The organism is bacterium (assembly GCA_016703265.1).
Classification (GTDB): domain Bacteria; phylum Krumholzibacteriota; class Krumholzibacteriia; order LZORAL124-64-63; family LZORAL124-64-63; genus CAINDZ01.
Genome location: JADJCK010000001.1, coordinates 424,757 through 449,229 on the forward strand (window position 1 = coordinate 424,757; position 24,473 = coordinate 449,229).

Sequence of the window (24,473 nt, forward strand, 5' to 3'; positions counted from 1 at the left end):
CCCACCCCCGGGGCGCCCTGCCGGCAGCGGATAATTCACTGGCCGCGGCCCCTCCCCGCGACCTAAGATGGCGCGTCCGCCGCGGCGGCCCGCCGACACTCCCGCTTGTGCGAAAGGCGACTGGAAATGGCCTCGGTACCCGGCAACAATCCCCAGCAGTCTCCCTGGCAGCAGATCACCCAGCCATTCGTCGACCTGGTCCATGCCCCACGCGCGCTGTGGGGCATCAACCTGGCCTACTTCCTCGAGGGCTGGGTCTATTTCGGCATGCTGGGCTACCTGGCCATGCACTTCTCGGATTTCGTGTTCAAGGGCGTGGCCAACCCGGACATCCATTCGCATCACATGGTCATGGTGCTGACCGCCGGCATCACGATCTCGATGTTCTTCTTCGGCTCCGTCGCCGACAAGCGCGGCGTGCGGACGACGCTCCTCTGGGCGTTCGTGCTGCTGCTGGCCGGCCGCATCGTCTGGTCCGCCGCACCACTGGTGTTCCCCGAGACCGGCCTGTGGAGCGGCATGCACTGGATGACCATGGCCGGCATTTTCCTCGTGGTGCTCGGCTACGGCATGTACCAGCCGGCCGCCTACGCCGGTGTCCGCAAGTACACCAGTCCCAAGACCGCCGGCATGGGTTACGCCATGCTCTACGCGCTCATGAACCTCGGTGGCTGGCTGCCCTCGTTCTTCAGCTTCGTGCGCGAGGCCATCGGCATCACCGGCGCCTTCTGGGTCTACACCGGCCTGACAGTGACCGGCCTGGTCACCACCTGGTTGATCCTGACGCCGAAGGTCGAGGCCGAGGCCATCGCCCGCGCCGACCGCGAACGTCGCGAGCAGGAGAACGACGCCGACGGCGCCAAGGCCGCCGCCGCCAAGATCGCCCAGAACGCCATCGACGCAGGCCGCAAGGTCCCCATGCACCTGTGGGCCACCCTGGTGGTCGTGGCCGGCTGCTGCCTGTTCCTGCCGCGCCCGTACGGCTATACCGTGGCCGCCGCGATGCTGGGCTTCCTCGCGCTGCTCGCCGCCGCGCCCGGCCCGCTGCGCAAGGCGAACGTCTGGCTGGCCAACCACCCGCTGGCCGACTCCAAGTTCTTCTTCTTCATCTTCGCGCTGATTCCCGTGCAGACGCTGTTCACGTACAACTGGCTGATCCTGCCGCAGTACCTCGAGCGCGCCTTCGCCGGCGGCATCGTCAGCGACAAGTTCGAGTTCTTCTCGAACCTGAACCCGATCCTGATCTTCGTCGCCGTGCCGATGGTCGCCGCCATCACGCAGCAGAAGAAGGTCTACAGCATGATGATCGCCGGCACCTTCGTGATGGCCGTGCCGGCCTTCCTCCTGGCCATGGGCACCAACATCTACACCCTGCTGGCGTACCTGCTGGTCATGACGATCGGCGAGGCGATGTGGCAGCCGCGCTTCCTGCAGTATGCCGCCGAGATCGCCCCCGAGGGCCGCACCGGCGCCTACATGGGCGTGGCCCAGTTCCCCTGGTTCCTGACCAAGATGCTGGTGCCGCTGTACTCGGGCATGGCCCTGCAGAAGTACGTGCCGGCCGAAGGCCAGCAGGACCCGCGTGCGATGTGGATGATCTTTGCCCTCGTGGCGATGGTCTCGCCCATCCTGCTGGTTATGGCTCGTGCCTGGGTCGGGAAGGATTTCAAGACCAAGGCCTGACGGTGCCGTGTGGCGCAGGTGGAAAAGGGAGAGGCCGGGCTTAGCGCGTCGAAGCGACGCGATGCGCCCGGCCTCTCCCTTTTCCACCTGCGCCGCAGCGTCAAAGTCCAGAGCTTGGGCAGGAAACCTGGGAATGGCAGTCGCTGGCGGGGAATTGGGGGTGCCTTCGGCGGCCCTCGGCGGGGACGAATCGGGCCCGTTCAGACGTGTCTAGTCGGCGGGGACAGCACTGACATGGTTGCCCATCACGAATCGCACCCACCACAGTGACGGCAGGATACGCACCCGGTCCCAGGCGCCGCGAATGGTTACGCCATTCAAATGACTCCAAGAGCTTTCCACCATGAGTCCGCGGCTCTCCAGTTCACGGGTATATTCGGCGGTTACGGAGCCGAACACGAAGATATCGTATTCCCCGGAAGGCGATTCAGAGCAGTTCGGATCGTGCTTCGCTTCGGGTGCGATCTCCGCAATCCAGCCGAACTAGTCGCGGTCTCATCGATGGAAAGATTGCGCACCGTGACCATGACCACGGTCCATACGGCGCCGGCAATGCCACTGGCCTTGGCGTCGGTGAATCGGCGGGCAAGGGAATCGTTCCGCATGTCGATGGTCATCCGGCGGAATCCGTTCGGGGACACCTGGAGCTCCCCCGACGCGGTATCTGCAAATGCCCTGACATTCCTCCACACGGGCACCAGCGAGGTATCCAACCCCACGGCAAGTGCATCCGCGCGCATGCTTGCTGCCGCCGCTGCGATATCATCCCGGACCAGGTAGTCCTCGATATCGAACTCCCCGGCGGTCGCCGGCGGCGCGCCCCGCGCCACGACCGGCAGAAAGCCCACGCCCGCAAACAAGACCATCAGGACCATCCAGCCCCGCCGCCGTCTGCCGGAAGCGCTGCTCCCCATACGCGTCTCCCATTCCGATGCCATACCGCCGCCGCACCCATAAAAATGCGAAAAGCACGAAGTGTCGGTGACCGCCTCCCGAATCTCTTCCCAGAATGCTCAGAAAACTCACGACGGCAACTGGGGCGGTCGAAGGCGAGAAGGTTTAGGGTGCCACTGGGTGAATGCTGAAGTGGGTTCCTGGGCGCATCGCGCCGCCGCGGCGCGCTAAGCCCAGGAACCCACTTCAGCATTCACCCACGTGCCGCAGCCTAAGCTTTCCTGACCTTCTTCGACCCCTCGTACCCGTAATACTTCTGGTCGTAGTAGTACGGCAGCACCTCTCCCAGGTTGTTCGCCACCACGCCCAGGATGTTGGCGCCCGCGCTGCGCAGGATCTCGACGCCGCGCTTGGAGACGTCCTTGGGGGTCTGGCCCGCCATGACCATGTAGAGGCAGCCGTCGACGGCGTCGAGGTAGTGCAGGGGATCGCTCACGGGAACCACCGGCGGCGAATCCAGGAGCACGATGTCGTAGGTGCCGTGCAGCTCCTCGACCAGCTTGCGGACGCGGCTGTCGCCGAACAGGCGGCTGGCATGGCCGCCGGCGGTGCCCGCAGAGAGGAAATCGAGGTTCTTGACGCGCGTCTTGTGCACGGCCTTGGCGGCCGGAAGCTCGCCGGCCAGGACGTTGGCGAACCCCGGCCCCAGCTCGGTCTCGAAGACGGCGTGCTGCACCGGGCGGCGCACGTCGGCGTCGATCAGCAGGATCCGCTTCGCCAGGTGGTAGGCCAGGACCAGCGAGAAATGGAGCGAGAACAGGCTCTTGCCCTCGCCGCGCTGCGCGCTGGTCACCATCAGCGTGCGCTTGCGGTCAAAGTCCAGATTGCGCGATAGGCGGATCATGATGCGGCGCAACTCGATCGCCATCGGCGACTCGATGTCGAACATCTGCCCGCTGCCCGCCCGGTCCCTGGTTTCGGCCACGTCACCCGTCCTGTGTTCGGATCATCCCAACCGGGGGTAGATCACGAGGAAGCCCACGGCGCCCACGGCGAGGATGCCCAGCACGATGGTCACCCACCGCAGCAGCCTGACCGTGCGCTTGCGCTTGAAATGCTCGTCCTGGATCATCGGCAACGTGCCGATGACCTTCACGCCGAGCATCTTTTCCATGCTCTCGACATTGCTGAACGAGCGGTCGAGCATGATCGCCAGGATCACCAGGCCCATGCCGATGCCGAGCGACAGGATCACGCCCATGAGCATCAGCTTGATCTTGTTCGGCTCGACCGGTGCCAGCTCCAGCTGGGGCTCCTGGCGGATGCGGATCTGCACGCCGATTTCCGACAGGCTCGCCTGGAGGTTCAGGTTGTGCTGCGTGATCTCGCCCTCGATGGACTCGACCAGCTTGCGCGCGCGCGTGACCGCGCTCTGGAGCTCGGCGATGCGGGTCGACTGCTGCGGCTGCCGCGCCGTGAAGCTGCGGAACCCGCGGATGCCGGTGTCGAGCCGGCGGATCACTTCGGACATGCCCTGCCGGTACAGAGAGAAGTAGACGAACTCCGCCACCTGGTTGCGCGACATGAAGCTCAGCGAGGGCTGCTGCAGCGCCACCTGCGAGTCGACCAGCGCCCGCAAGCGCACCCTGAGCTGCCCCAGGCGGGTCTCGAGGTCGCGCTGTTCGCGGTCGCCGGTGGCCACCAGGCGCGACTGGAACTCCAGGTCCTCGAGCTCGGACAGCGCGGCGACGATGCCGCCGTCCGCCTGGTAGAACGACAGCGGCGGCGTCTGGCCGGTGACGTTGCGGGCCGACTGACCGAGGTCGCGCAACTCGGCCGCATCCTGGCCGTCGAAGCGCAGGCGCAGCGCCGACAGCGCCGCCTCGGCCGTGCCGATGTTCAGCGCGTTGACCGCATTGTCGACCAGCGCGGCCGAGGCCAGCCCCGCCTGGTAGCCGTTCAACTCGTCCTCGGCCTTTTTCAGGTCGCCCTGGTAGAGATCGAGCTGCCGGGCCAGGAAATCGCGGGTACTGGTGTTCGAGGCCGTCTGGCTGGCGCGGTACTCGTTGACGAAGCGATCGAGGATGACCTTGGCCAGGCGATGCGCCTGCGATGCGTCCGGGTCGCGCACTTCCAGGCGGAACAGCCGGTTGCCCTCCGACTTGAGCCGGATCATCGAGGCGAGCTTGCCACGCGCGAGCGCGATCGCCTCTTCCTCGTCGAGTGACGTGCCGTCCCTGCCGACGCTCCGCAGGGCCGCCGCCAGGTTCAGCTCACGCACGACCTGGTCGAGGAACTCGTGCGAGGTCAGCAGCAGGTTCATTTCCTGGTAGGCGATGGCGTTCATGTCGCCGTACTGGCCGCCGTAGCGGGCCCGGGGGTCGTCCAGCAGCTGGCTGCGCATGCTGTTGACCTTGATGACGACCTGGCCGGAAGACGCGTAGATGGGCGTCATCGTCTTGATGGCGATGAAGGCCATGGTCAGGCAAAGCACGAACGGGATGATAAACAGCAGCTTGCGGCGCCAGAACGCCCGCAGCATCGTCATGGGGTCGAATCCGCCCCCGCCTGATTCTCCCTGTTCCTCGAGAAACGGATCCATGCAACTCGCTCCTTCGACGTCCCATCCACGGCGCCGGGCGCGCGCCCGGGGGCTCGCGACGGCAAGGCGTTCCGAGGCCCGGCACGGAGGTCAGGCTAACGGACAAGTCCCGTCGTGGCAAGCGCTCACGACGTGCGCGGCTTCGCTGCTCGGCTCAGCGGATGCGGATCGAGACCGGCATCAGCGCCAGCGCCCGCCCGTCCAGCATGGCGGCGGCGGCCAGCGTGCCGTCGTCGCGCAGGGTCCTCGCGAGCCCGCCCGCCAGGAGGTCGACGGCGCCGGCCACCGGCCCGCGACCGGCCGCACCGGCGTCCACGCCCATCCGCGCCGCCAGGCGCGTCATGCCGCCTTCACGCAGGGAGCGCAGCAGCATCTTTTCCATCCACGACATCGGCTCGACATAGGTCAGGACGGTCACCCGGGATTCGGTGTCGACACCCAGGCGCCGCTTCGCCGCATCCAGGCTGCGCTCGAGCCCGCCCACGCCGTCCACCAGCCCGCGCTCCACGCCCTGGCGGCCGGTCCACACGCGCCCCTGCGCCACCTCGTGTACCTGGTCACGCGTGAGCTTGCGGCCGTCGGCCACCTTGCCCAGGAAGCGCTCGTAGAACCCGTCCATCTGCGCCTGGAACAGCGTGCGCTGCGCATCGGTGAAGACGCCCTCGTCGCTGAACAGGAGCGCGTTCTCCCCGCGCGTGACGAACTCGCGGTTGACGCCGATCTTCCGGTACATCTCCTGGCGGTTCATCTTGCCGGCGAAGACGCCGATCGAACCGGTGAGCGTGCCCTTGTCGGCGAAGATCGAGTCGCCCAGGCACGCGACGTAGTAGCCGCCGCTGGCTGCCATGCCGCTCATCGAGACGATAACCGGCTTCTCCTTGCGCAACTCGACGATCTCGTGCCAGATCAGGTCGCTGGCAAGCGCGCTGCCGCCCGGGCTGTCCACGCGCAGGATCACGGCGTCGACCGACTCGTCGTCGGCGGCCGCCTGCAGGTCCTCGATGATCGATTCGCTGCCGGCAATCTTGCCCTGCAGGTTGTCGAAGCGGCTTTCGCCCGGCATGATGACGCCGGTGACGAACACCATGGCCACCTTGCCCGCCGCCTGCGTCTGCCGCGGCGACTCGAGCAGGTAGTCCTCGAGGAAGGTCACGTCGTCGTCGGGGAACTCGTAGTCCATCATGCCGTCGTAGTACATGAGCGTGTCGGCAAGGCCGGCCGCCACGGCCCCCTGCCCGTCGAACAGCCCCTGGTCGACCCAGCGCTCCACCTCGTCGCGGTCGGCGCCGCGACCGTCGGCAAGCATGTCGAGCAGCGCGTCGAACTGGTCGCCGACGATCGATTCGACCATCTCGCGGTTCGCATCCGAGGCCGACGACCGGGTCATGCGCTCGGGCGCCGACTTGTAGGCCCCCACATGCACGAAATCGGCTTCCATGCCCAGCTTGGCCAGCGTGTCCTTCAGGAAGGCCATCTCGGCCGACAGGCCCAGGACCATCAGGTTGGCCTCGGGCGCCAGGACGATGCGGTCGGCAGCCGTCGCCAGCGCGTAGTCGCGCGTGAATCCCGCCTCGAGGTACGCCACCACGGGCTTGCCCTGTTCACGGAAGGTCCCGATGGCGCCGCGCAATTCCTCGATTTTGGCCCAGTCCAACTCTGCCGCCCGGATATCCAGCACCAGGCCGGTGATGCGCTCGTCCTTCGCCGCGCGCAAGAGCCCGAACAGCGTCTCGGAGAACGTGGATTCGGTGCTGCCGCGGACCTGGCCCCAGAACGAGTCGTCGCGTTCCTCCGGCAAGCCGCCCTCCACCTTCCAGACCAGGACGCCGCCGTCCACCGACACGTGTTCCTCGAGTCCCTGCATCACGTACCACATGAAGCCGAACCCGCCGCCGACGATCACGGCCAGCACGATAAAGACGATCCAGAACTTCCTCATCGGTTGCCTTCCCGACCGCGGCAGTACGCGGACAGCGCGCGCGCAGCGCGATCGATCTTGCGGAACACGGGCACGCCCGCCGCTTCGAAACAGCGGCGGAATGGCTGGTAGAGATCTCCGGAATCGACCACCACGACCGTCGGTTTAGGGGAAGCCTCGATGACCCTCAACAACCGCGAGGCCAGGCTGTCCGGACCGGCAATGTCTTCCCGGTGCAAACCTGCCGGGTCGGCGGGTAGGGTGTCCATGGCCCCGGTCACGGGCACCGCCGAGAAGAGCCCGGCATCGACGTCGCTACAGGCCAGGATCGCCGCACAACAGTCGCTGAAAGCGCGCGAATCGGCCATCGGCGTCGCGTCGACGGGGTTCAGGCGATGGGCGAAAGGCGGCAGCGAAGCGTCGAGGACCGCGCGCGCGGCCTCGTCGAGGGTGGCCAGTTCGAGCCCGGCCAGTTCGTCGGTCACCGTCGAGCATTCGAAGCCCGCATTGCTGATGATCCCGACCCGCCGCCCGCGCGCAGGGCGACCGGACAGCAGCGTGAACGTGCGGATCAGGTCCTCGAACTCGTCCAGCGTCTCGGCTACCGTCACGCCCGCGTCTTCCAGGCAGGCCCTGGCCACGGCGTAGTCACCGGCCAGCGAGGCCGTGTGGCTGGCTGCAGCCTGCGCGCCCAGCGCCGTGCGCCCGGCCTTGAACATCACTACGCGCAACCCGCGCGCCCGCGCCTTGCGCGCCTGCTCCACGAAGCGGGCGCCGTCGCCGTCGCGGAAGCCCTCGACGTAGCAGGCGAACACATCCACCTCGGGTTCCTCGATGTAGTGCGCGAGGAAATCGCTCACCGTCAGGTCCATCTGGTTGCCGAAGCTGATGGAGCAGCGCGGCTCGATCACGCCGTCGAAGTTGCTCGTGAACGTGACGAGGTACGCGCCCGACTGGCTGACCAGCGCCAGGTTGCGCCCCGGCCCGCTGCGGAACGGCAGCTTGTACGCCGGCAGGAAGAAGGTGTTGTAGCGGTCGCGGCTGACGATGCCCAGGCAGTTGCCGCCCACCAGCACCGGGCCGCCGCCGGGACGTTCCTGCCCCCGTGCGAGCGTGCCTTCGATCTCGGCCGCCAGGTCGCCGCGCCCGGCCTCGGCGAAGCCGCCGGGGTTCAGGATGATGGCCGCTGCCTTGTCGTGCTCGACCAGTTGCGCCACGGCGCCGACCGCGTCGGCCGCCGGCAGCGCGATCACGGCCAGGTCGCAGCGTTCGGGCAGCGAGGCGACGTCGGGGAAGCACGGCGCTCCGGCAATCTCCGTCTGCGTGGGATGCACCACATACAAGCGGTCCTTCGCCACCGACCGCGCAGCCCCGAGGTTCTCGAGGATGATGCGCCCGGGATTCTGCCCCTTTGCGCTCACGCCGAACACGACGGCGCTGCGCGGGTCCATGAGCGCCTTCACACGCTCGAGCGGACGCCGCCGCCCGGACCACTTGCGCCGCGACACCCTCGCCACACCGTCCAGCGCCGTGAGCCCGTCGGGCCCGGCCACCGCCGGGTTGACCTCGAGTTCCTCCAGCGTCCACGGCAGGTCACTGCCCGGCCCCGCTGCTTCGCCCAGGGCCGCGAGCGCCGCGGCCGCGGCCGCGAGTTCGGCAACCGCGAACGGCGGCTCCGCATACAACCGCGAAGGCCGCACGAGCAGCGCCAGCCGCGGATGGGCCAGCAACGCGCCCTCGACAGACGCCGTCGTCAGGCCCGCCGCCGGCAGCACCAGCGAGCCCGAGGCGCCGTGCCACTCGGTGAGCGTGCCCCCGACACCAATGACAACGCACGGACCGAACGCCGGATCCTGGCGCAGCGTGAGCAGGGCTTCCTGGCCGGGGCGATTGGCCACGTGCGGCACGAACGCCGCCGCCAGCAACCCTTCCACGCCATGCACCCCGCGCGACTGCGCGCCGGCCAGCAGGTCGCGCCCCTGTGCCGCCAGCTGGGCAGCCTCGCTGCCCGCTGCCAGCTTGAGAAGGCGCACACCGCCAGCTTCGGTCTTGTGCAGGATGTCGCGTCCCACGAGCTTGAGGACCAGCCGTCCCTCGCCATCGGCCAGGCGCGCTGCAGCAGCCGCCCAATCGGCCAGATCACTGCTCGCCGGCACATATGAGAAAGCGCCGTGGCGCAGCCCCAGCGCGGCCCACAGCGCGTACACTTCCGATTCATTCAGGTGGAATGCCGCCCCACCGGGCTTTGCCTGGCGTTGCGCCAGTTCCGCCAACAGCCCGACCGCCGCCCTCACGCTCATCCCCAGCTCCTTCTTTCCCGCGCCCTCACGCAACCACGCGCCGGCTGGTAAGATACGCGGGGAATGCCGGAAGCCCAACCACGATCCGCGCCATATGCAAAAAGCCCCCGACCTGATGGACGGAGGCTCTCGTTGCGCCCACCCGGGGCCCGGGGGCAAAAAGAAAGACCCCCGACCTTGCGGTCGGGGGTCTTTAAGAATCCGGCGGTGTCCTACTCTCCCACAAAAGAAATTTGCAGTACCATCGGCGCTACGCGGTTTCACTTCTGTGTTCGGAATGGGAACAGGTGGTGCCCGCGCGCTATCGCCGCCGAAAATCAATCTCCGGCTGCGGCGCGCCTCTTTCGAGGACGGCGCCCGCCGGAGTTGTCCTTGGACAACTGAATATGGAGAGTAACACGAGATCCAATCACATCCACCCGCCCCTTTTCCGAAGAAAAGGAGATGATTAAGCCGCACGGCTTATTAGTACTACTCGGCTGAACGCATTACTGCGCTTACACCTGTAGCCTATCAACGAGGTAGTCTACCTCGAGCCTTCAGGGACTTTCGTCCGGGAGTTCTTATCTCAGGAGGGGCTTCACGCTTATATGCTTTCAGCGTTTATCCCGGCCGTACATAGCTACCCAGCACTGCCTCTGGCGAGACAACTGGTACACTAGTGGTACGTCCATCCCGGTCCTCTCGTACTAGGGACAGCTTCCTTCAAATCTCCTGCGCCCACGACAGATAGGGACCGAACTGTCTCACGACGTTCTAAACCCAGCTCGCGTACCACTTTAATTGGCGAACAGCCAAACCCTTGGGACCTTCTCCAGCCCCAGGATGTGATGAGCCGACATCGAGGTGCCAAACCTCCCCGTCGATGTGGACTCTTGGGGGAGATCAGCCTGTTATCCCCGGCGTACCTTTTATCCGATGAGCAACGGCCCTTCCATGCGGGACCGCCGGATCACTATGACCTGCTTTCGCATCTGCTCGACTTGTAGGTCTCGCAGTTAAGCTCCCTTATGCCATTACACTCGTCGCGTGATTACCAAACACGCTGAGGGAACCTTTGCGCGCCTCCGTTACTTTTTCGGAGGCGACCGCCCCAGCCAAACTACCCCCCACACACTGTCCTCCGCCCGGATTACGGAACGGAGTTAGAATCCTAACATCACCAGGCTGGTATTTCAACGTTGGCTCCACGAACACTGGCGTGCCCGTTTCACAGCCTCCCAGCTATCCTACACAAGTAATGCCAAGACCCAATGTGAAGTTGCAGTAAAGGTGCACGGGGTCTTTCCGTCTAGTCGCGGGTAGGCGGCGTTTTCACCGCCAACTCAATTTCGCCGAGCCCCTGGTGGAGACAGCGCGTCGATCGTTACACCATTCGTGCAGGTCGGAACTTACCCGACAAGGAATTTCGCTACCTTAGGACCGTTATAGTTACGGCCGCCGTTTACCGAGGCTTCGATTCAAAGCTTCGCCCGAAGGCTAACCTCTCCTCTTAACAGATCGGCACCGGGCAGGTGTCAGTCCCTATACGTCATCTTTCGATTTCGCAGAGACCTGTGTTTTTAGTAAACAGTCGCCAACGCCTTTTCACTGCGGCCACTTTCTGCTTCACGAGCGAATCGCTTCACGTACTTGTGGCGCTCCTTCTCCCGAAGTTACGGAGCCATTTTGCCGAGTTCCTTCACCAGGGTTCTCTCGAGCACCTTAGGATACTCTCCTCACCCACCTGTGTCGGTTTACGGTACGGTCTGTCTTGTCTCTCCTTAGAGGCTTTTCTCGGCAGCCTGATTAGGGACAATTGGCTCCCCCGAAGGGTTGTTCCTCCATCACGCCTCGGCGTATTAGAAGCCCGGATTTGCCTAAGCTTCACGCCTACACGCTTGGACCGGCATCCATCAGCCGGCTGTCCTTTCACTTCTCCGTGACCCCATCGTACAAACGAAACAAAACAGGTTCCGGAATTTTGACCGGATTCCCATCGTCTACGCCTTGCGGCCTCGGCTAAGGATCCGACTAACCCTGAGAGGACGAGCCTTCCTCAGGAAACCTTAGGTTTACGGTGTGCGGGTTTCTCACCCGCATTATCGCTACTCATGCCGGCATAAGCCCTTCCGATGTGTCCACCGAGCCTTACGACGCGGCTTCAACCACCTACGGAATGCTCCCCTACCAGACGTGCCCGAAGGCACGAATCCAAAGCTTCGGTACAAGGCTTGAGTCCCGATTATTTTCGGCGCCAGATCGCTTAACTAGTGAGCTATTACGCTTTCTTTAAAGGATGGCTGCTTCTAAGCCAACCTCCTAGGTGTCTGTGCGATCCGACATCCTTCAACACTTAGCCTCGATTTAGGGACCTTAGCTGTTGGTCTGGGCTCTTTCCCTCTCGGCCCTGGATCTTATCACCCAAAGCCTGTCTCCCGGGATTCATTAGTACGGCATTCGGAGTTTGATTGGGGTCGGTAAACCTTTTAGGGCCCCTAACCCATTCAGTGCTCTACCTCCGTCTAACAGTTCCCGAGGCTACACCAAAATGTATTTCGGGGAGAACCAGCTATCACTGGGTTTGATTGGCCTTTCACCCCTTGCCACAACTCATCCAAGCGGTTTTCAACCCACCCTGGTTCGGACTTCCACGCAATGTTACTTGCGCTTCATCCTGGTCATGGCAAGATCACCCAGCTTCGGGTCTACCGCGTGCAACTTCGCGCCCTATTCAGACTCGCTTTCGCTACGGCTCCGTGCCTGCGACACTTAACCTTGCTGCACACGATAACTCACCGGCTCATTATGCAAAAGGCACGCCGTCAGGCCCGAAGGCCCTCCGACTGCTTGTAAGCGCATGGTTTCAGGTACTATTTCACTCCCCGCCAGGGGTGCTTTTCACCTTTCCCTCACGGTACTGGTTCACTATCGGTAGTCGTCGGATATTTAGCCTTGGCAGATGGTCCTGCCAGATTCCCACAGGATTTCTCGTGTCCCGCGGTACTTGGGATGACTCTCGGGAGGTCCAACCATTTCGCCTACGGGGCTGTCACCCTCTGTGGCCGGCCTTTCCAGGCCGCTCGGCTATGATTGATCTTTGTAACTCCCTGGGAACTTAACGGAGCTCCCTGAAAGGTCCCGCAACACCGATGACGCAACGCCCGTCAGCTTGACACGGCATCGGTTTAGGCTGTTCCCCGTTCGCTCGCCGCTACTAGGAGAATCATTGTTATTTTCTGTTCCTGAGGGTACTGAGATGTTTCAATTCCCCTCGTACGCCCTCTTGGCCCTATGTATTCAGGCCAGAGTACTGCAGGTTTACCCGCAGTGGGTTTCCCCATTCGGAAATCCCCGGATCAAAGCTTGTTTGCAGCTCCCCGAGGCTTATCGCAGCTTACCACGTCCTTCATCGCTCGACGACTCCAAGGCATCCACCATGCGCCCTTAGTAACTTAACCAAAGGCAGTGTGAGTGCATCTCTTTAGTGCTACTCTCCATATTCGGTTGTCAAAGAACAGATTGCCAAGTTTGCCTGGACTGGTTCGTCAACCAAGTTCTGTGAAGAACCAGTTCAACGGGTTGGTGGAGATAGTCGGGATCGAACCGACGACCTCCGGCTTGCAAAGCCGGCGCTCTCCCAACTGAGCTATATCCCCGCGACGTCTGATGGTGGGCCTAGGAAGACTCGAACTTCCGACCTCACGCTTATCAGGCGTGCGCTCTAACCAACTGAGCTATAGGCCCAACAAAACAGCGACTGGAATGCCTGGCCCAGCCTTTGGCAATAGAATAGCGTGCGACGCCTAGAGCAATACAGATCTACCTGGCCCGAGAGGCTAGGCCTCTCAGACCTTCTCCTTAGAAAGGAGGTGATCCAGCCGCACCTTCCGATACGGCTACCTTGTTACGACTTAGTCCCCCTCGCTAACCACACCTTGGGCACCTGCCTCCCCTTACGGGGTTAGCTCAGCGACTTGGGGTGCAGCCAACTCGGTTGACTTGACGGGCGGTGTGTACAAGGCCCGGGAACGTATTCACCGCGTCGTTCTGATACGCGATTACTAGCGATTCCAACTTCACGAAGTCGAGTTGCAGACTTCGATCCGAACTGAGGCCGGCTTTTTGGGATTTGCTCCACCTCACGGTATTGCTGCCCTTTGTACCGACCATTGTAGCACGTGTGTAGCCCTAGGCGTAAGGGCCATGATGACTTGACGTCATCCCCACCTTCCTCCGGTTTGTCACCGGCAGTCTCTCTAGAGTCCCCAGCATAACCTGATGGCAACTAAAGACAGGGGTTGCGCTCGTTGCGGGACTTAACCCAACATTTCACGACACGAGCTGACGACAGCCATGCAGCACCTGTGCAAGGGTCCCGAAGGAAGGATGTATTTCTACACCTGTCCCCTGCATGTCAAGCCTAGGTAAGGTTCTTCGCGTTGCATCGAATTAAACCACATGCTCCACCGCTTGTGCGGGCCCCCGTCAATTCCTTTGAGTTTCAACCTTGCGATCGTACTCCCCAGGTGGGGTACTTAATGCATTAGCTGCGGCACTGAAGGGGTAGAATCCTCCAACACCTAGTACCCATCGTTTACGGCTAGGACTACCGGGGTATCTAATCCCGTTCGCTCCCCTAGCTTTCGTGCCTGAGCGTCAGTTCCGGGCCAGAAGGCCGCCTTCGCCACCGGTGTTCCTCCAGATATTTACGCATTTCACCGCTACACCTGGAATTCCACCTTCCTCTCCCGGACTCAAGCCTGTCAGTTTCAGGGGCAGTCTGTCGGTTGAGCCGACAGATTTCACCTCTGACTTAACAGGCCGCCTGCGCACCCTTTATACCCAGTGAATCCGAACAACGCTTGCACCCCCCGTATTACCGCGGCTGCTGGCACGGGGTTAGCCGGTGCTTCCTCTGATGGTACCGTCAAGCCTCGCAGGTATTAATCACGAGGTTTTCTTCCCAATCTGACAGAGCTTTACAACCCATAGGGCCTTCTTCGCTCACGCGGCGTCGCTCGGTCAGGCTTTCGCCCATTGCCGAAGCTTCTCGACTGCTGCCTCCCGTAGGAGTCTGGGCCGTATCTCAGTCCCAGTGTGGCCGGACACCCTCTCAGGCCGGCTACCCATCGTCGCCTTGGTGGGCCATTACCCCGCCAACTAGCTAATGGGACGCGGGACCATCCATCGTCGGGAGCTCTCCGAAGAGGGCGCCCCCTTTCACCTCCAGGCCATGCGGTCCAAAGGTCGTATGCGGTATTAGCAGCTCGTTAGAACTGTTATCCCCCAACGAAGGGAAGGTTTCCCACGCGTTACTCACCCGTTCGCCACTTTACTCATTTCCCGAAGGAAACTTTCACGTTCGACTTGCATGCCTAAACCACGCCGCCAGTGTTCGTTCTGAGCCAGGATCAAACTCTCCGTTGTCAAAAAATAACAACAGAAGCTTCGCTCCTGTTTTAGCGCAATTGAAACCGCCGACTGCCTCGCCTGCGCCTGGCCGAAGCCGGGCGGATCGATTCAGACGGCTCGGTATTGCATTCGGGCCATCGCACGCTATTCCGTTGTCAAAGAGCTGTGCCGAGCAGTCGTTGCCGTCGGCCCCCTTGGCAGGGGAGGCAATGTACTCTAGCCACCGAGCTGAGTCAACTGGAAAATTGACTTTTTTTCGGAGCCGAGCCGCTTTCCCGTCGCGGCTCAAGAGCCACTGCAGGAAGCGGTTGCCCCGTCTGCACGAATGCAAACCAGGGCAACGGGGCGGAATCTATGTGCACATCGGATGCCTGTCAAAAGGATTTTGTAGTTTTTTTACCGAAACCCGGCAAAGGCGCTAAATGGGCTTCAAATCGCATATTGGCCGCGGGTGGGGACACTGGTCGAGCTGGCGCGGCGGTGGTTTTGGGGTCCCCGGAGAGCCTTTTGGCACGGGGAGCATCTGCCGCGGGAACTTCCGGAGGGTCAGGGACTGTTCGCAGGCCGCAATGGACTTCGCCGCCGCCGCACGCTTATTGTGTCCACCTGCCGCGGTGAGCGCATTGCCGCCCGGCTCGGCGCGGCGCGCCAGGGAGGGTGCATGTTGAGATCGTTGGATGTGCGGGGACTGCTGGACCGGAACGTCCCCCGCCACTGGGTGCGGCGCCTGCTGTGGGTGTCGCTCGCGTTGTTCGTCCTGTCGCTCGGCGGCACCATCATCGGCCTGAACTGGCTGGCGCGCGACCTGCCGCCGATCGACACGCTGCGCACCATCGACCCTTCGGTGAAGACGGTCATCTACGCCGCCAACGGCGAGACGCTGCGCGAGTTCTTCACGGAGAACCGCACCATCGTGCCGCTGGACCGCATCCCGCTGGTGCTGCAGCAGGCGGTGGTCTCGGTCGAGGACAAGCGCTTCTACAGCCACTACGGCATCGACCTGAGGCGCGTGGTCGGCGTCATCTGGATCAACCTCACCTCGAAGAGCAGCCCGGGCGCCAGCACGCTCACGCAGCAGCTGGCCCGCAACCTCTTCCCCAAGCTGCTGCCCAGCGAGAAGCGCATGACGCGCAAGTTCCGCGAGTGGATCGTCGCGGCGCAGATCGAGTCCCTCTATACGAAGGACGAGATCCTCGCGATGTACCTCAACCAGATCTACCTGGGCAAAGGCGCCTACGGCGTGCAGGCCGCCGCGCGCATCTTCTTCGGCCGCGACGTCTGGGACCTGGGCCCGGCCGAGTGCACGATGCTGGCCGGCATGATCCAGCAGCCGGAGCGCTTCTCCCCCCTGCGCCACCCCGAGGCCGCCTACGCGCGGCGCGCGACCGTGCTCGAGACGATGATCGGCGCCGGCTACCTCAGCCGCGCCGAAGCCGAAGCCATCGGGAACACGAAGGTGCGCGCGGCCGACGAGGACTCGTACGCCGCCTCGGCCGGTTTTGCCGCGTATTTCGTGGAGGAAGTGCGCAAGCAGCTGGAGAAGGACTACGGCGCCACGCGGCTGTACAAGGACGGCCTGCGCGTGTGGACCACGCTGGTGCCCCAGTACCAGGAGTGGATGGAAGACGCGCTGGAGACGCACCTGCTCGAGGAGGAGAAGAACCGGCCCAAGCGCCAGACGCGCGCCGACTATGACCGCCTGGTCGCCGCCGGCAAGCGGCCTCCCAAGGTGACCTACCTGCAGGGCGCCGCACTGCTCCAGGACGTGCACAGCGGCGCGGTGCTGGGCCTGATCGGCGGGCGCTCGTTCGAGGACTCGAAGTGGAACATGGCGATGCAGGCCAAGCGGCAGCCGGGCTCGACCTTCAAGCCGTTCGTCTACCTGACGGCGCTGCAGCGCGGCTACACGCCGAGTTCCATCCTCATGGACACGCCGTTCGTGCTCGACACCGGCACCAGCCTCTGGGCCCCGGAAAACTACTCCGAGACCTTCAGCGGCCCCATGACGGTGCGGTTCGCCCTGAGCCACTCGGTCAACGTGCCGACCGCCAAGCTCTTCCTGGACTTCGGCCTGGATCCCGTGCTCGAGAACCTGCGCAAGCTCGGGTTCTCCGACGACCTGCCGAAGGTTCCGTCGCTGTTCCTGGGCGCCGGTGAGGTGACGCTGGCGCAGGTCGTGGCCGCGTACAGCGCCTTCGCCAACCAGGGCGTATGGCCCGACCAGTACCTGATCACGAAGGTCGAGACCGTCGACGGCGAGGTGCTCTTCGAATCCCGCGTGAACCAGCACGAAGCCATCGACCCGGCCCAGGCCTACGTGATGACCAGCCTGCTGACCAGCACGCTGACCGAGGGCACGGCGGCCAGCGTCTCGCGCAACGGCTTCCGGCGCACGGGCGCCGGCAAGACCGGCACCACGAACGACAACACGAACGCCTGGTTCGTGGGCTACACCCCGAGTTTCTGTGCGGGAGTCTGGGTGGGCTTCGACGATCCGGTCACGATGGGCCGCGGCGCCACCGGGTCGCGCATGGCGGTGCCGATCTGGGCCGCGTTCATGGGACGTGTCACGGCGCGCAAGGGTGATGAGCAGTTCGCGCGCCCGGCAGGCATCGTCGACCACACCGTCTGCATGCGCTCGGGCCGCCTGGCGTTGACCGGCTGCGATTCGGTGCGGACGGAGATCTTCCTGTCAGGCCACGAGCCGGGCGACCGCTGCGACGTGCATGGCGGACGCCCGCTGGACGGCAGCGAAGGCGGCCGCGACTTCCGCTCGATCGACAAGGGCGATCTGGAATTCTAGCCGGGTGGAATTCCAGCCCGGTGGAATTCCAGCCGGGCGGCTATTCGAGCCGCCCGAGGATGAGCGGACGCGTCGCCGCCGGTTCCCGGCCGACGGTCATGGCCGCGCCCAGGCGCGCCACCGCCGTCTCCGCCCTGGCGCGATCACGGCAGGACACGCGCACCAGCGGCTGCCCGCGCGTGACGGCCTCGCCCACGCGCACCAGGTAGTCCATCCCCGCCGACAGGTCGAGCTTGTCTTCCACGCGGCGGCGCGCGGCGCCGAGGTCGGCGAGGGCCAGGCCCATCTGGCGGCAGTCGACGGTCGCCAGCCAGCCGTCGTGAGGCGCCAGCAGCTCGTTCGCGGCCGGCGCGCAGTCGAGCCCGAAGTCGTCACGACCCGGCTCCAAGCGCCCGCCCTGGGCGACGACCCAGTCCAGCAGCACCGCCAGGGCGCGCCCGCTGTCCCACGCCGCGCGCACGCGGGCCATTGCCGCCTCGGGCGTGGCCTCGACCCCGGCCACACGCACCATGTCCGCGGTGAGTTCCTCGGTCAGCATCACCAGGTCGGCCGGCGCCGCCTGGCGGCCGCCCGGGCGCAGCGCCGCAAAGGCCTCGAGCGTCTCGTTCGCATGGCCGATGGCCACACCGAGCGGCTGGTCCATGTCCGAGAACACGACCGCCATCTTCCGCCCGTAGCTGCGACCGACCGCAACCAGCGCCGTGGCCAGTTCGCGGGCCTGCTCGATGTCGCGCATGAACGCGCCCGAGCCCGTCTTGAGGTCGATGACGATGGCCGGGCCGGCGGCCAGCTTCTTGGACATGATCGAGGCCGTGATCAGCGGCACGCAGTCGACGGTGCCGGTGACGTCGCGCAAAGCGTAGATCCGACCGTCGGCCGGGGCGATCGTCGGACCCTGCCCGATGATGGCGCAGCCCACCTTTTCGACGATGTCCAGGAACTGCGTGTTGCCGAGGCGGATGTCGTAGCCCGGGATGGCCTCCAGCTTGTCCAGGGTGCCACCGGTATGGCCCAGGCCACGTCCCGACAGCATGGGCACCTTGAGCCCGCAGGCGGCCGCCAGGGGCGCCAGGAGAAGGCTCACCTTGTCCCCCACGCCGCCGGTGGAATGCTTGTCCGCCGTGGGCCCCGACAGGCGCGCCGTGTCCAGCTGTTCCCCCGAGCGCAACATGGCGCCGGTCAGGTCGGCCGTTTCCTGCGGCGTCATGCCGCGGAACCACGTGGCCATCAGGAACGCCGCCATCTGGTATTCCGGCACCGCACCGGAAGTGAACCCGGCGATCAGCCCGTCGATGTCGGCCGCCGCCAGTTCGCGCCCGCGCTTCTTGGCCTCGATGATGTCCAGTGCGTTCATCGCTTCCCGTCCCGTTCGTCGGCCAGGTTCGCGCTGAAATCGATGAAGGCCAGCGGCAGCAGCTCGCCGGCCGTGGACGTGTTCACGGGCCCGGCGGCGCCGCGGTTGCCCGCCATCAGCACCACGAGGTCGCCGCCGAATTCCAGCAGCACCTGCCGACAGGCGCCGCACGGCGGCGTCGGCTCGCTGCCGTCGGCGCAGATGGCGATGGCCTCGAACGCCTGCTCGCCGTCGGCGATGGCGCGGCAGACGGCCGCCCGCTCCGCGCAGATCGACAGCCCGAAGCTGGCGTTCTCCACGTTGGTACCGAGATAGATGGTGCCGCTGCGCCCGAGCAACGCGGCCCCCACGCGGAACCGCGAGTAGGGCGAGGAGCTGCGCAGGCGCTGTTCGCAGGCAGCCTCGACAAGCTGGCGATGCCGTTCGTTCATGCGGTACCCCGCTGGTTCAGGCGGGCCAGGAAGCTGGACCCGCGACGCGGCGGCGGCGCGCCGAAGAAGTCGGCGATCGTGGCCGCGACATCCATGAAGCCCTGGAGCGTGCCCAGGTCCGTGCCGCGTTCGAGGCCGCCCAGGCAGGCCAGCAGCGGCACCATCTCGCGCGAGTGGTCGGTGCTGGGCGTGGTCGGGTCGTTGCCGTGGTCGGCCGTCATCAGCAGCAGGTCGCCCGCGCGCAGGCGCGGCAGGAAGCCGCCCAGCCAGCGGTCGAACTGTTCCAGACCGCCGCGCATGCCCTGCGGGTCGTTGCGATGGCCCCAGAGCATGTCGAAGTCGACCAGGTTGAGCAGGATGAGCGTACCGTCGGCAGCGGCGCCGTAGACTTCGTCCAGCTTCGCCATGCCCTCGGCGTTGTTCCTCGAGGGATGCGTGCGGTCGATGCCCATGCCGGCATAGAGATCGTAGATCTTGCCGATCGAGTCCACGCGCACGCCCGCCTGCTGCAACGCGGGCAGGAGCAGTTCCTTCGGCGGCAGCACCGAGTAGTCGTGGCGCTGGGGCGTGCGCGCGTAGGCGCCGCTCGGCCCGCGGAACGGCCGCGCGATGACGCGACTGACCTGGTGCGGCGGCTGCAGCATCTCGCGGGCGATCGCGCAGACGCGATACAGCTCGTCGATATCGCAGACCTCGTCGTGGGCCGCGATCTGGAACACGCTGTCGGCCGAGGTGTACACGATCAGTTTGCGGGTGGCGCGGTGTTCGTCGCCCAGTTCCTCGATGATCGCGGTGCCGCTGGCCGCCTTGTTGCCGATGACGCCGTAGCCGGTGCGGCGCGTGAACTCGGCGAGCAGGTCGGCCGGAAAACCGTTCGGATAGGTCGGAAACGGTTCTTCGGTGACGACGCCCATCAGCTCCCAGTGGCCGGTGGTAGAGTCCTTGCCCGCCGAGATCTCGACGAGGCGACCGTAGCCCGCGCGCGGAGCGGCGACCGGCGTCACGCCCTGGATGGCGTGCAGGTTGCCCAGGCCCAGCGAGGCCAGGTTGGGCACCGTCAGCCCGCCCACGGCCGCCGCCATGTTCGCCAGCGTGTCGCTGCCCGTGTCGCCGTAGGAGGCGGCGTCGGGGGCGCCGCCGACACCCAGGCCGTCCAGGACGATGAGAATGGCCCTTGCCATGCGGACTCTCCTTCACCAAGAATACCGCGTGTTCGAATATCGCGTGTTGCGGATTCAGGTTAACGGCGCCATGGGGCCTCGTCAACCCGGCTTCGCCTTGGCTGGCAGCAACTTCGGGCGCCTGGCGCGCCCTGCAGGGATGTGGCGGCAGGCATGAGCGGCGACCTGTTCGGCGGCGGTGAAGACGGCACGGCACCCGGCCCGCGGGCCGAGGCGGCCAACGGGGCGCTGGCCCCGCTGGCCGACCGCATGCGCCCGCGTACGCTGGACGAGGTGGTCGGCCAGGTCCACCTGATCGGGCCCGACGGACCGCTGCGCCGCCTGCTGCAGGCCGGCAACCTGCCCTCGCTGCTGCTGTGGGGCCCACCCGGCTGCGGCAAGACCACGCTGGCCCGACTGGTCGCCGGCCTGGGCGGCGCGCGCTTCCTCGAGTACAGCGCGGTGGCCGTCGGCTCGCGCGAACTGAAGGAAGTGATGGCCGAGGCGGGACGCCTGCAGCGCGCCACCGGCCGCCGCACCATCCTCTTCCTCGACGAGATCCACCGCTTCAACAAGGCCCAGCAGGACGCGCTGCTGCCGTGGGTCGAGCGCGGCGACGTCACCCTGATCGGCGCCACCACCGAGAACCCCTCGTTCGAGGTGAACAGTGCGCTCATCTCGCGCACGCGGCTGTTCGTGCTGGCACCGCTCTCGGTGGAGGATGTCGGCCGCCTGTTGCGCCGCGCCGCCGCCGCGCCGCAGGGACTGGACGGACGCCCCGCCTTCGCCGACGAGGCTCTCGACCTGCTCGCCCGCCTGAGCGAGGGCGATGCCCGCGCCGCACTCGGCCTGCTCGAGAGCGTGGCCGCGGCCGCCGGCGACGAGGGCGCTGAGGCGCCGCTCGACGCAGCCGCCGTCACGCGCCTGGTGCAGACGCGCGCCGCCCGCTACGACAAGGCCGGCGAGGAGCACTTCAACATCATCTCGGCGCTGCACAAGAGCATGCGCAACAGCGACCCGCAGGCGGCCGTGTACTGGCTGGCGCGCATGCTCGAGAGCGGCGAGGATCCCCTCTACGTGGCGCGGCGCCTGGTGCGCTTCGCCAGCGAGGACGTCGGCCTGGCCGACCCCGACGCCCTGGTGCGCACCATTGCCGCGCGTGACGCCGCCCACCAGCTGGGCATGCCCGAGGGTGCACTGGCCCTGGCGCAGGCCGCGGTTTACCTGGCGCTGGCGCCCAAGAGCAATGCACTGTACCGCGCGTACAGTGCCGCGGCGGCCGAAGTGGCCGGCGGCACCAATCCCCCGGTGCCGCTACACCTGCGCAATGCGCCGACCCGCCTGATGAAAGAAGTGGGCTACGGCGACGGCTATGTGTACGCTCACGACCTGCCGGAAGGGCTGGGCGAGATGACCTGCCTGCCCGACGAGCTGGCCGGCACCGCTTTCTACCAGCCGGGCCGCCGCGGCTTCGAGGCCGAACTGGCGGGCCGCATCGAGCAGATCAGGCTATGGCACGAACGCCGGCGCAGGCGCGCTGCCGGCGAGGAAACAACGGACGACGACCGCACCGGCAACGGACGGCCGGCAACAGGCAATCCAGGAGGCGACGGATGAAGAGGATCGGAGTGCTGACCGGCGGTGGCGACGCGGCGGGCATGAACGCCGCACTGCGCGCGGTCGTACGCACGGCCTGGCGCCACGGCGCCGAAGTCATCGGCATCAACAAGGGCTGGCTCGGCCTGGCCGAGGGCACGTACCAGACGATGTCGCCGGGCTCGGTCAGCGGGATCCTGCAGAAGGGCGGCACCATCCTGCGCACCTTCCGCTATCCCCAGTTCGCCACTGCCGAAGGTGCGGCTCCGGTCGGGCGGACGCTGAAGAAGCTGAAGCTCGACGGCATGGTCATCATCGGCGGCGACGGCAGCTTCCGCGGCGGCACCAAGCTCGAGAAGGAATTCGGCATACCCTGCATCGGCGTGCCGGCGACCATCGACAATGACATTCCCGGCACCGACTACAGCATCGGCTTCGACACGGCGCTGAACATCGCCATCGATGCCGTGGACAAGGTGCGGGACACCGCCACCAGCCACGGGCGCATCTTCGTCATCGAGGTGATGGGACGCGAGTACGGCCTGCTGGCGGCGCAGACGGCCATCGCCACCGGCGCCGAGGAAGTGCTCCTGCCCGAGGTGCCGTGGAAGATCGACGAGGTGTGCAGCCGCATTGCCGACGGCTACTCGCGGGGCAAGCACCATGCGCTGATCATCGTGGCCGAGGGCGCGGGCAAGGCCTCGTACGTGTCGTTCGAGATCAAGGCGCGGCTGAACCGCGACGTGCGCATGGTCGTGCTGGGACACGTGCAGCGCGGCGGCGCGCCGTCGGGCTTCGACCGCATCCTGGCCAGCCGGCTGGGCCACCACGCGGCCGAATCGCTGTTCGAGGGCCAGCACGGCATCATGGTGGGTGTCGTGTCCAACAAGATCCAGACCAGCCCGCTCGAGAAGAAGAGCAAGGCGGCGGCCAAGGCCGTACTCAAGGACGCGCGCCTGATGGAGCTTCTGGTCTGATCAGGCGCTCCGGCCAGGACGGCAAAAGGAAGCGGGCTCTCCACAGGGAAAGCCCGCTTCGCTTTTCATTCCGACGCTTATCGCGACCGCGGTGACCGGGCCCGCGCGGCGGCGACTAGCGGTCCTTGTTGTCGAAGCCTTCGACGAACGCGTTGGCGTACTGGAACCAGTCGATGCGCACCTTGCCCACCACATGGCCGAGGCCCGGGTGCTCGACGCGGCGCTTGGTCCACTCGTCCTCGAGCGAAATCAGCGTGAAGGCGCCGATCACCGGCAGGTCCTTGTCCTTCAGCAGGTGCAGCATCCACTCGGCGCCGTCGGTCAGCTGGACGACCTCGAGCGAGCTCGTGTCGCCGATCAGGTACCAGGCGTAGTCCTCGGGCGACGGCGTGGCGCCGGCGGCGAGGTCGTGGCGCGGACGGTACGCGAAGTTCGCGAAGGCGCTCTTCACGGTCCGCAGGGGATCGGTTTCCTTCTCGGGCAGGAAGGTGCTGCGGGCCTCGTCGATCTCGCCGACCTTGAAGCCGATCTCCGGCAGCGGGGCGCCGGGCACGTTCTGGTCGATGGCGCCGGCGCGCACCAGGCGCGGCAGCGTGTAGTGCGCGGGGCGGCGCAGGGTCGTCGTGTCGGCCTCGACCACGCCGTTGCGCTTGATGCGCTCGAGCACCAGGTGCGTCGGCTGCGGCGAGAACGTCTTGCGGACGCCGAGCATGGCGCCGGCCAGGCGCTGGTAGTTGCCCTCGAGGCCTTCTGCGACGAAGAACTCGAGGATGTTGCCGTCGCGAATGATGCCGGTGTTGCCCCGCACATACTCGAACGTCGGCGCGTCGATCTCGAAGCGGAAATTGACGCTCAGCGTGTCGCCACGCGTGACTGCGCGCAGAGAATCGTACACGTAGGGATCGACGACTTCCTTCTTGCTGCACCCGGCCAGGCCGAACAGGGTGACGGCCAGCACGACCATCAGCAGGATCGTGACCCGGCGACGCGAGGACGTGACACCGAACATGAATCAACCTCCCTAAGGGTGATGGCAGGCCTTGCCGGTGGGTCGCAAGGCTAACAGGCGGCTCGCGGGCCGTGGCCGATCGGCGGCACAGCGCCGCCCGGCCGTGGCCGGCGAGACAGCCCTGATCACCGCGCCGGGTACATCCCGCGCCAGGTGACTGCCGCTCGCACTCGAGACTGCCGCTCGCACTCGAGACTGCCGCACGCACAAAGCCGCCCGGCACATGCAATTGGCCGGAACGGCACGCGCCGTGTCCGGTCGCGCCGGGGTCTCCGCAGACCCCCGGCCGGGACCGTCCCGGCGGCTCCATGAAATTGGGGCAGATGGCGACAAAAAGCAAATCCAAACACCG

Annotated in this window: 13 protein-coding genes, 2 tRNA genes and 3 rRNA genes; 4 read left to right on the forward strand and 14 right to left on the reverse strand. The window is 65.6% G+C overall.

Translation table 11 applies throughout. The features are described 5' to 3' along the window. Positions 1 to 126: 126 nt before the first annotated feature. Positions 127 to 1,683 carry an MFS transporter gene (locus IPG61_01955; protein MBK6732859.1) on the forward strand — a complete coding sequence of 519 codons (1,557 nt, stop codon included), beginning with the start codon at positions 127 to 129 and terminating at the stop codon, positions 1,681 to 1,683. A gap of 383 nt (positions 1,684 to 2,066) precedes the next feature. On the opposite strand, the gene IPG61_01960 is transcribed toward IPG61_01955, so the two are convergent. From IPG61_01960 to IPG61_02005, 10 genes are all read right to left on the reverse strand, one after another. Further along, entirely contained in the window at positions 2,067 to 2,558 is a 492-nt protein-coding gene (locus IPG61_01960; GenBank protein MBK6732860.1) for a hypothetical protein, read from the reverse strand. A gap of 290 nt (positions 2,559 to 2,848) precedes the next feature. Then, positions 2,849 to 3,562 carry a CpsD/CapB family tyrosine-protein kinase gene (locus IPG61_01965; protein MBK6732861.1) on the reverse strand — a complete coding sequence of 238 codons (714 nt, stop codon included), beginning with the start codon at positions 3,560 to 3,562 and terminating at the stop codon, positions 2,849 to 2,851. A gap of 21 nt (positions 3,563 to 3,583) precedes the next feature. Further along, positions 3,584 to 5,179: a hypothetical protein gene (locus IPG61_01970; protein ID MBK6732862.1), complete on the reverse strand. Its 1,596-nt coding sequence runs from the start codon at positions 5,177 to 5,179 to the stop codon at positions 3,584 to 3,586. Positions 5,180 to 5,333: 154 nt separating this feature from the next. After that, positions 5,334 to 7,118, reverse strand: a complete 1,785-nt coding sequence (gene sppA, locus IPG61_01975; protein MBK6732863.1) for a signal peptide peptidase SppA — start codon at positions 7,116 to 7,118, stop codon at positions 5,334 to 5,336. Beyond that, positions 7,115 to 9,397: an acetate--CoA ligase family protein gene (locus IPG61_01980; protein MBK6732864.1), complete on the reverse strand. Its 2,283-nt coding sequence runs from the start codon at positions 9,395 to 9,397 to the stop codon at positions 7,115 to 7,117. Before IPG61_01980 ends, sppA begins: the two co-directional genes overlap by 4 nt. A gap of 199 nt (positions 9,398 to 9,596) precedes the next feature. After that, positions 9,597 to 9,712: ribosomal RNA gene (gene rrf / locus IPG61_01985) — 5S ribosomal RNA — on the reverse strand. Between the two features lie 129 nt (positions 9,713 to 9,841). Then, a 23S ribosomal RNA gene (locus IPG61_01990) occupies positions 9,842 to 12,837 on the reverse strand. A gap of 122 nt (positions 12,838 to 12,959) precedes the next feature. Next, positions 12,960 to 13,035, reverse strand: a tRNA-Ala gene (locus tag IPG61_01995). A gap of 11 nt (positions 13,036 to 13,046) precedes the next feature. Further along, positions 13,047 to 13,123: transfer RNA gene (locus IPG61_02000), tRNA-Ile, on the reverse strand. 118 nt (positions 13,124 to 13,241) lie between these two features. Further along, positions 13,242 to 14,806, reverse strand: a 16S ribosomal RNA gene (locus tag IPG61_02005). Together the 16S, 23S and 5S rRNA genes with 2 tRNA genes alongside form the textbook arrangement of a ribosomal RNA operon. Positions 14,807 to 15,452: 646 nt before the next feature. On the opposite strand from IPG61_02005, the gene IPG61_02010 reads away from it, so the two are divergent. Beyond that, complete coding sequence (locus tag IPG61_02010; GenBank protein MBK6732865.1) at positions 15,453 to 17,594, forward strand: PBP1A family penicillin-binding protein; 2,142 nt, start codon at positions 15,453 to 15,455, stop codon at positions 17,592 to 17,594. Between the two features lie 40 nt (positions 17,595 to 17,634). Here the strand turns inward: IPG61_02010 and IPG61_02015 are convergent, their stop codons facing one another. From IPG61_02015 to IPG61_02025, 3 genes are read right to left on the reverse strand one after another with little or no spacing between them, the layout of a single operon-like run. Continuing rightward, the gene (locus IPG61_02015; protein MBK6732866.1) at positions 17,635 to 18,948 is read right to left on the reverse strand and encodes a thymidine phosphorylase; all 1,314 of its coding nucleotides are present in this window, start codon (positions 18,946 to 18,948) and stop codon (positions 17,635 to 17,637) included. Further along, positions 18,945 to 19,379 carry a cytidine deaminase gene (locus tag IPG61_02020; GenBank protein ID MBK6732867.1) on the reverse strand — a complete coding sequence of 145 codons (435 nt, stop codon included), beginning with the start codon at positions 19,377 to 19,379 and terminating at the stop codon, positions 18,945 to 18,947. Before IPG61_02020 ends, IPG61_02015 begins: the two co-directional genes overlap by 4 nt. Further along, entirely contained in the window at positions 19,376 to 20,560 is a 1,185-nt protein-coding gene (locus IPG61_02025; GenBank protein ID MBK6732868.1) for a phosphopentomutase, read from the reverse strand. Before IPG61_02025 ends, IPG61_02020 begins: the two co-directional genes overlap by 4 nt. Positions 20,561 to 20,713: 153 nt before the next feature. Here IPG61_02025 and IPG61_02030 point away from each other — a divergent pair, with 153 nt between their 5' ends. Both IPG61_02030 and pfkA read left to right on the forward strand, forming a co-directional pair. Beyond that, positions 20,714 to 22,156, forward strand: a complete 1,443-nt coding sequence (locus IPG61_02030) for a replication-associated recombination protein A (protein ID MBK6732869.1) — start codon at positions 20,714 to 20,716, stop codon at positions 22,154 to 22,156. Further along, positions 22,153 to 23,112 carry a 6-phosphofructokinase gene (gene pfkA, locus IPG61_02035; GenBank protein ID MBK6732870.1) on the forward strand — a complete coding sequence of 320 codons (960 nt, stop codon included), beginning with the start codon at positions 22,153 to 22,155 and terminating at the stop codon, positions 23,110 to 23,112. The genes IPG61_02030 and pfkA overlap by 4 nt, the downstream gene beginning before the upstream one ends. A gap of 115 nt (positions 23,113 to 23,227) precedes the next feature. On the opposite strand, the gene IPG61_02040 is transcribed toward pfkA, so the two are convergent. Next, complete coding sequence (locus IPG61_02040; GenBank protein ID MBK6732871.1) at positions 23,228 to 24,121, reverse strand: hypothetical protein; 894 nt, start codon at positions 24,119 to 24,121, stop codon at positions 23,228 to 23,230. Positions 24,122 to 24,473 lie beyond the last annotated feature (352 nt).

Bases quoted from the DNA above. Each gene is read 5' to 3' on its own strand.
- IPG61_01980 (MBK6732864.1), bottom strand. From the start codon at position 9,397: ATGAGCGTGAGGGCGGCGGTCGGGCTGTTGGCGGAACTGGCGCAACGC.
- IPG61_02015 (MBK6732866.1), bottom strand. From the start codon at position 18,948: ATGAACGCACTGGACATCATCGAGGCCAAGAAGCGCGGGCGCGAACTG.
- IPG61_02025 (MBK6732868.1), bottom strand. From the start codon at position 20,560: ATGGCAAGGGCCATTCTCATCGTCCTGGACGGCCTGGGTGTCGGCGGC.
- IPG61_01955 (MBK6732859.1), top strand. From the start codon at position 127: ATGGCCTCGGTACCCGGCAACAATCCCCAGCAGTCTCCCTGGCAGCAG.
- sppA (MBK6732863.1), bottom strand. From the start codon at position 7,118: ATGAGGAAGTTCTGGATCGTCTTTATCGTGCTGGCCGTGATCGTCGGC.
- IPG61_02010 (MBK6732865.1), top strand. From the start codon at position 15,453: ATGTTGAGATCGTTGGATGTGCGGGGACTGCTGGACCGGAACGTCCCC.
- IPG61_01970 (MBK6732862.1), bottom strand. From the start codon at position 5,179: ATGGATCCGTTTCTCGAGGAACAGGGAGAATCAGGCGGGGGCGGATTC.
- pfkA (MBK6732870.1), top strand. From the start codon at position 22,153: ATGAAGAGGATCGGAGTGCTGACCGGCGGTGGCGACGCGGCGGGCATG.
- IPG61_02040 (MBK6732871.1), bottom strand. From the start codon at position 24,121: ATGTTCGGTGTCACGTCCTCGCGTCGCCGGGTCACGATCCTGCTGATG.
- IPG61_02020 (MBK6732867.1), bottom strand. From the start codon at position 19,379: ATGAACGAACGGCATCGCCAGCTTGTCGAGGCTGCCTGCGAACAGCGC.
- IPG61_02030 (MBK6732869.1), top strand. From the start codon at position 20,714: ATGAGCGGCGACCTGTTCGGCGGCGGTGAAGACGGCACGGCACCCGGC.
- IPG61_01960 (MBK6732860.1), bottom strand. From the start codon at position 2,558: ATGGTCCTGATGGTCTTGTTTGCGGGCGTGGGCTTTCTGCCGGTCGTG.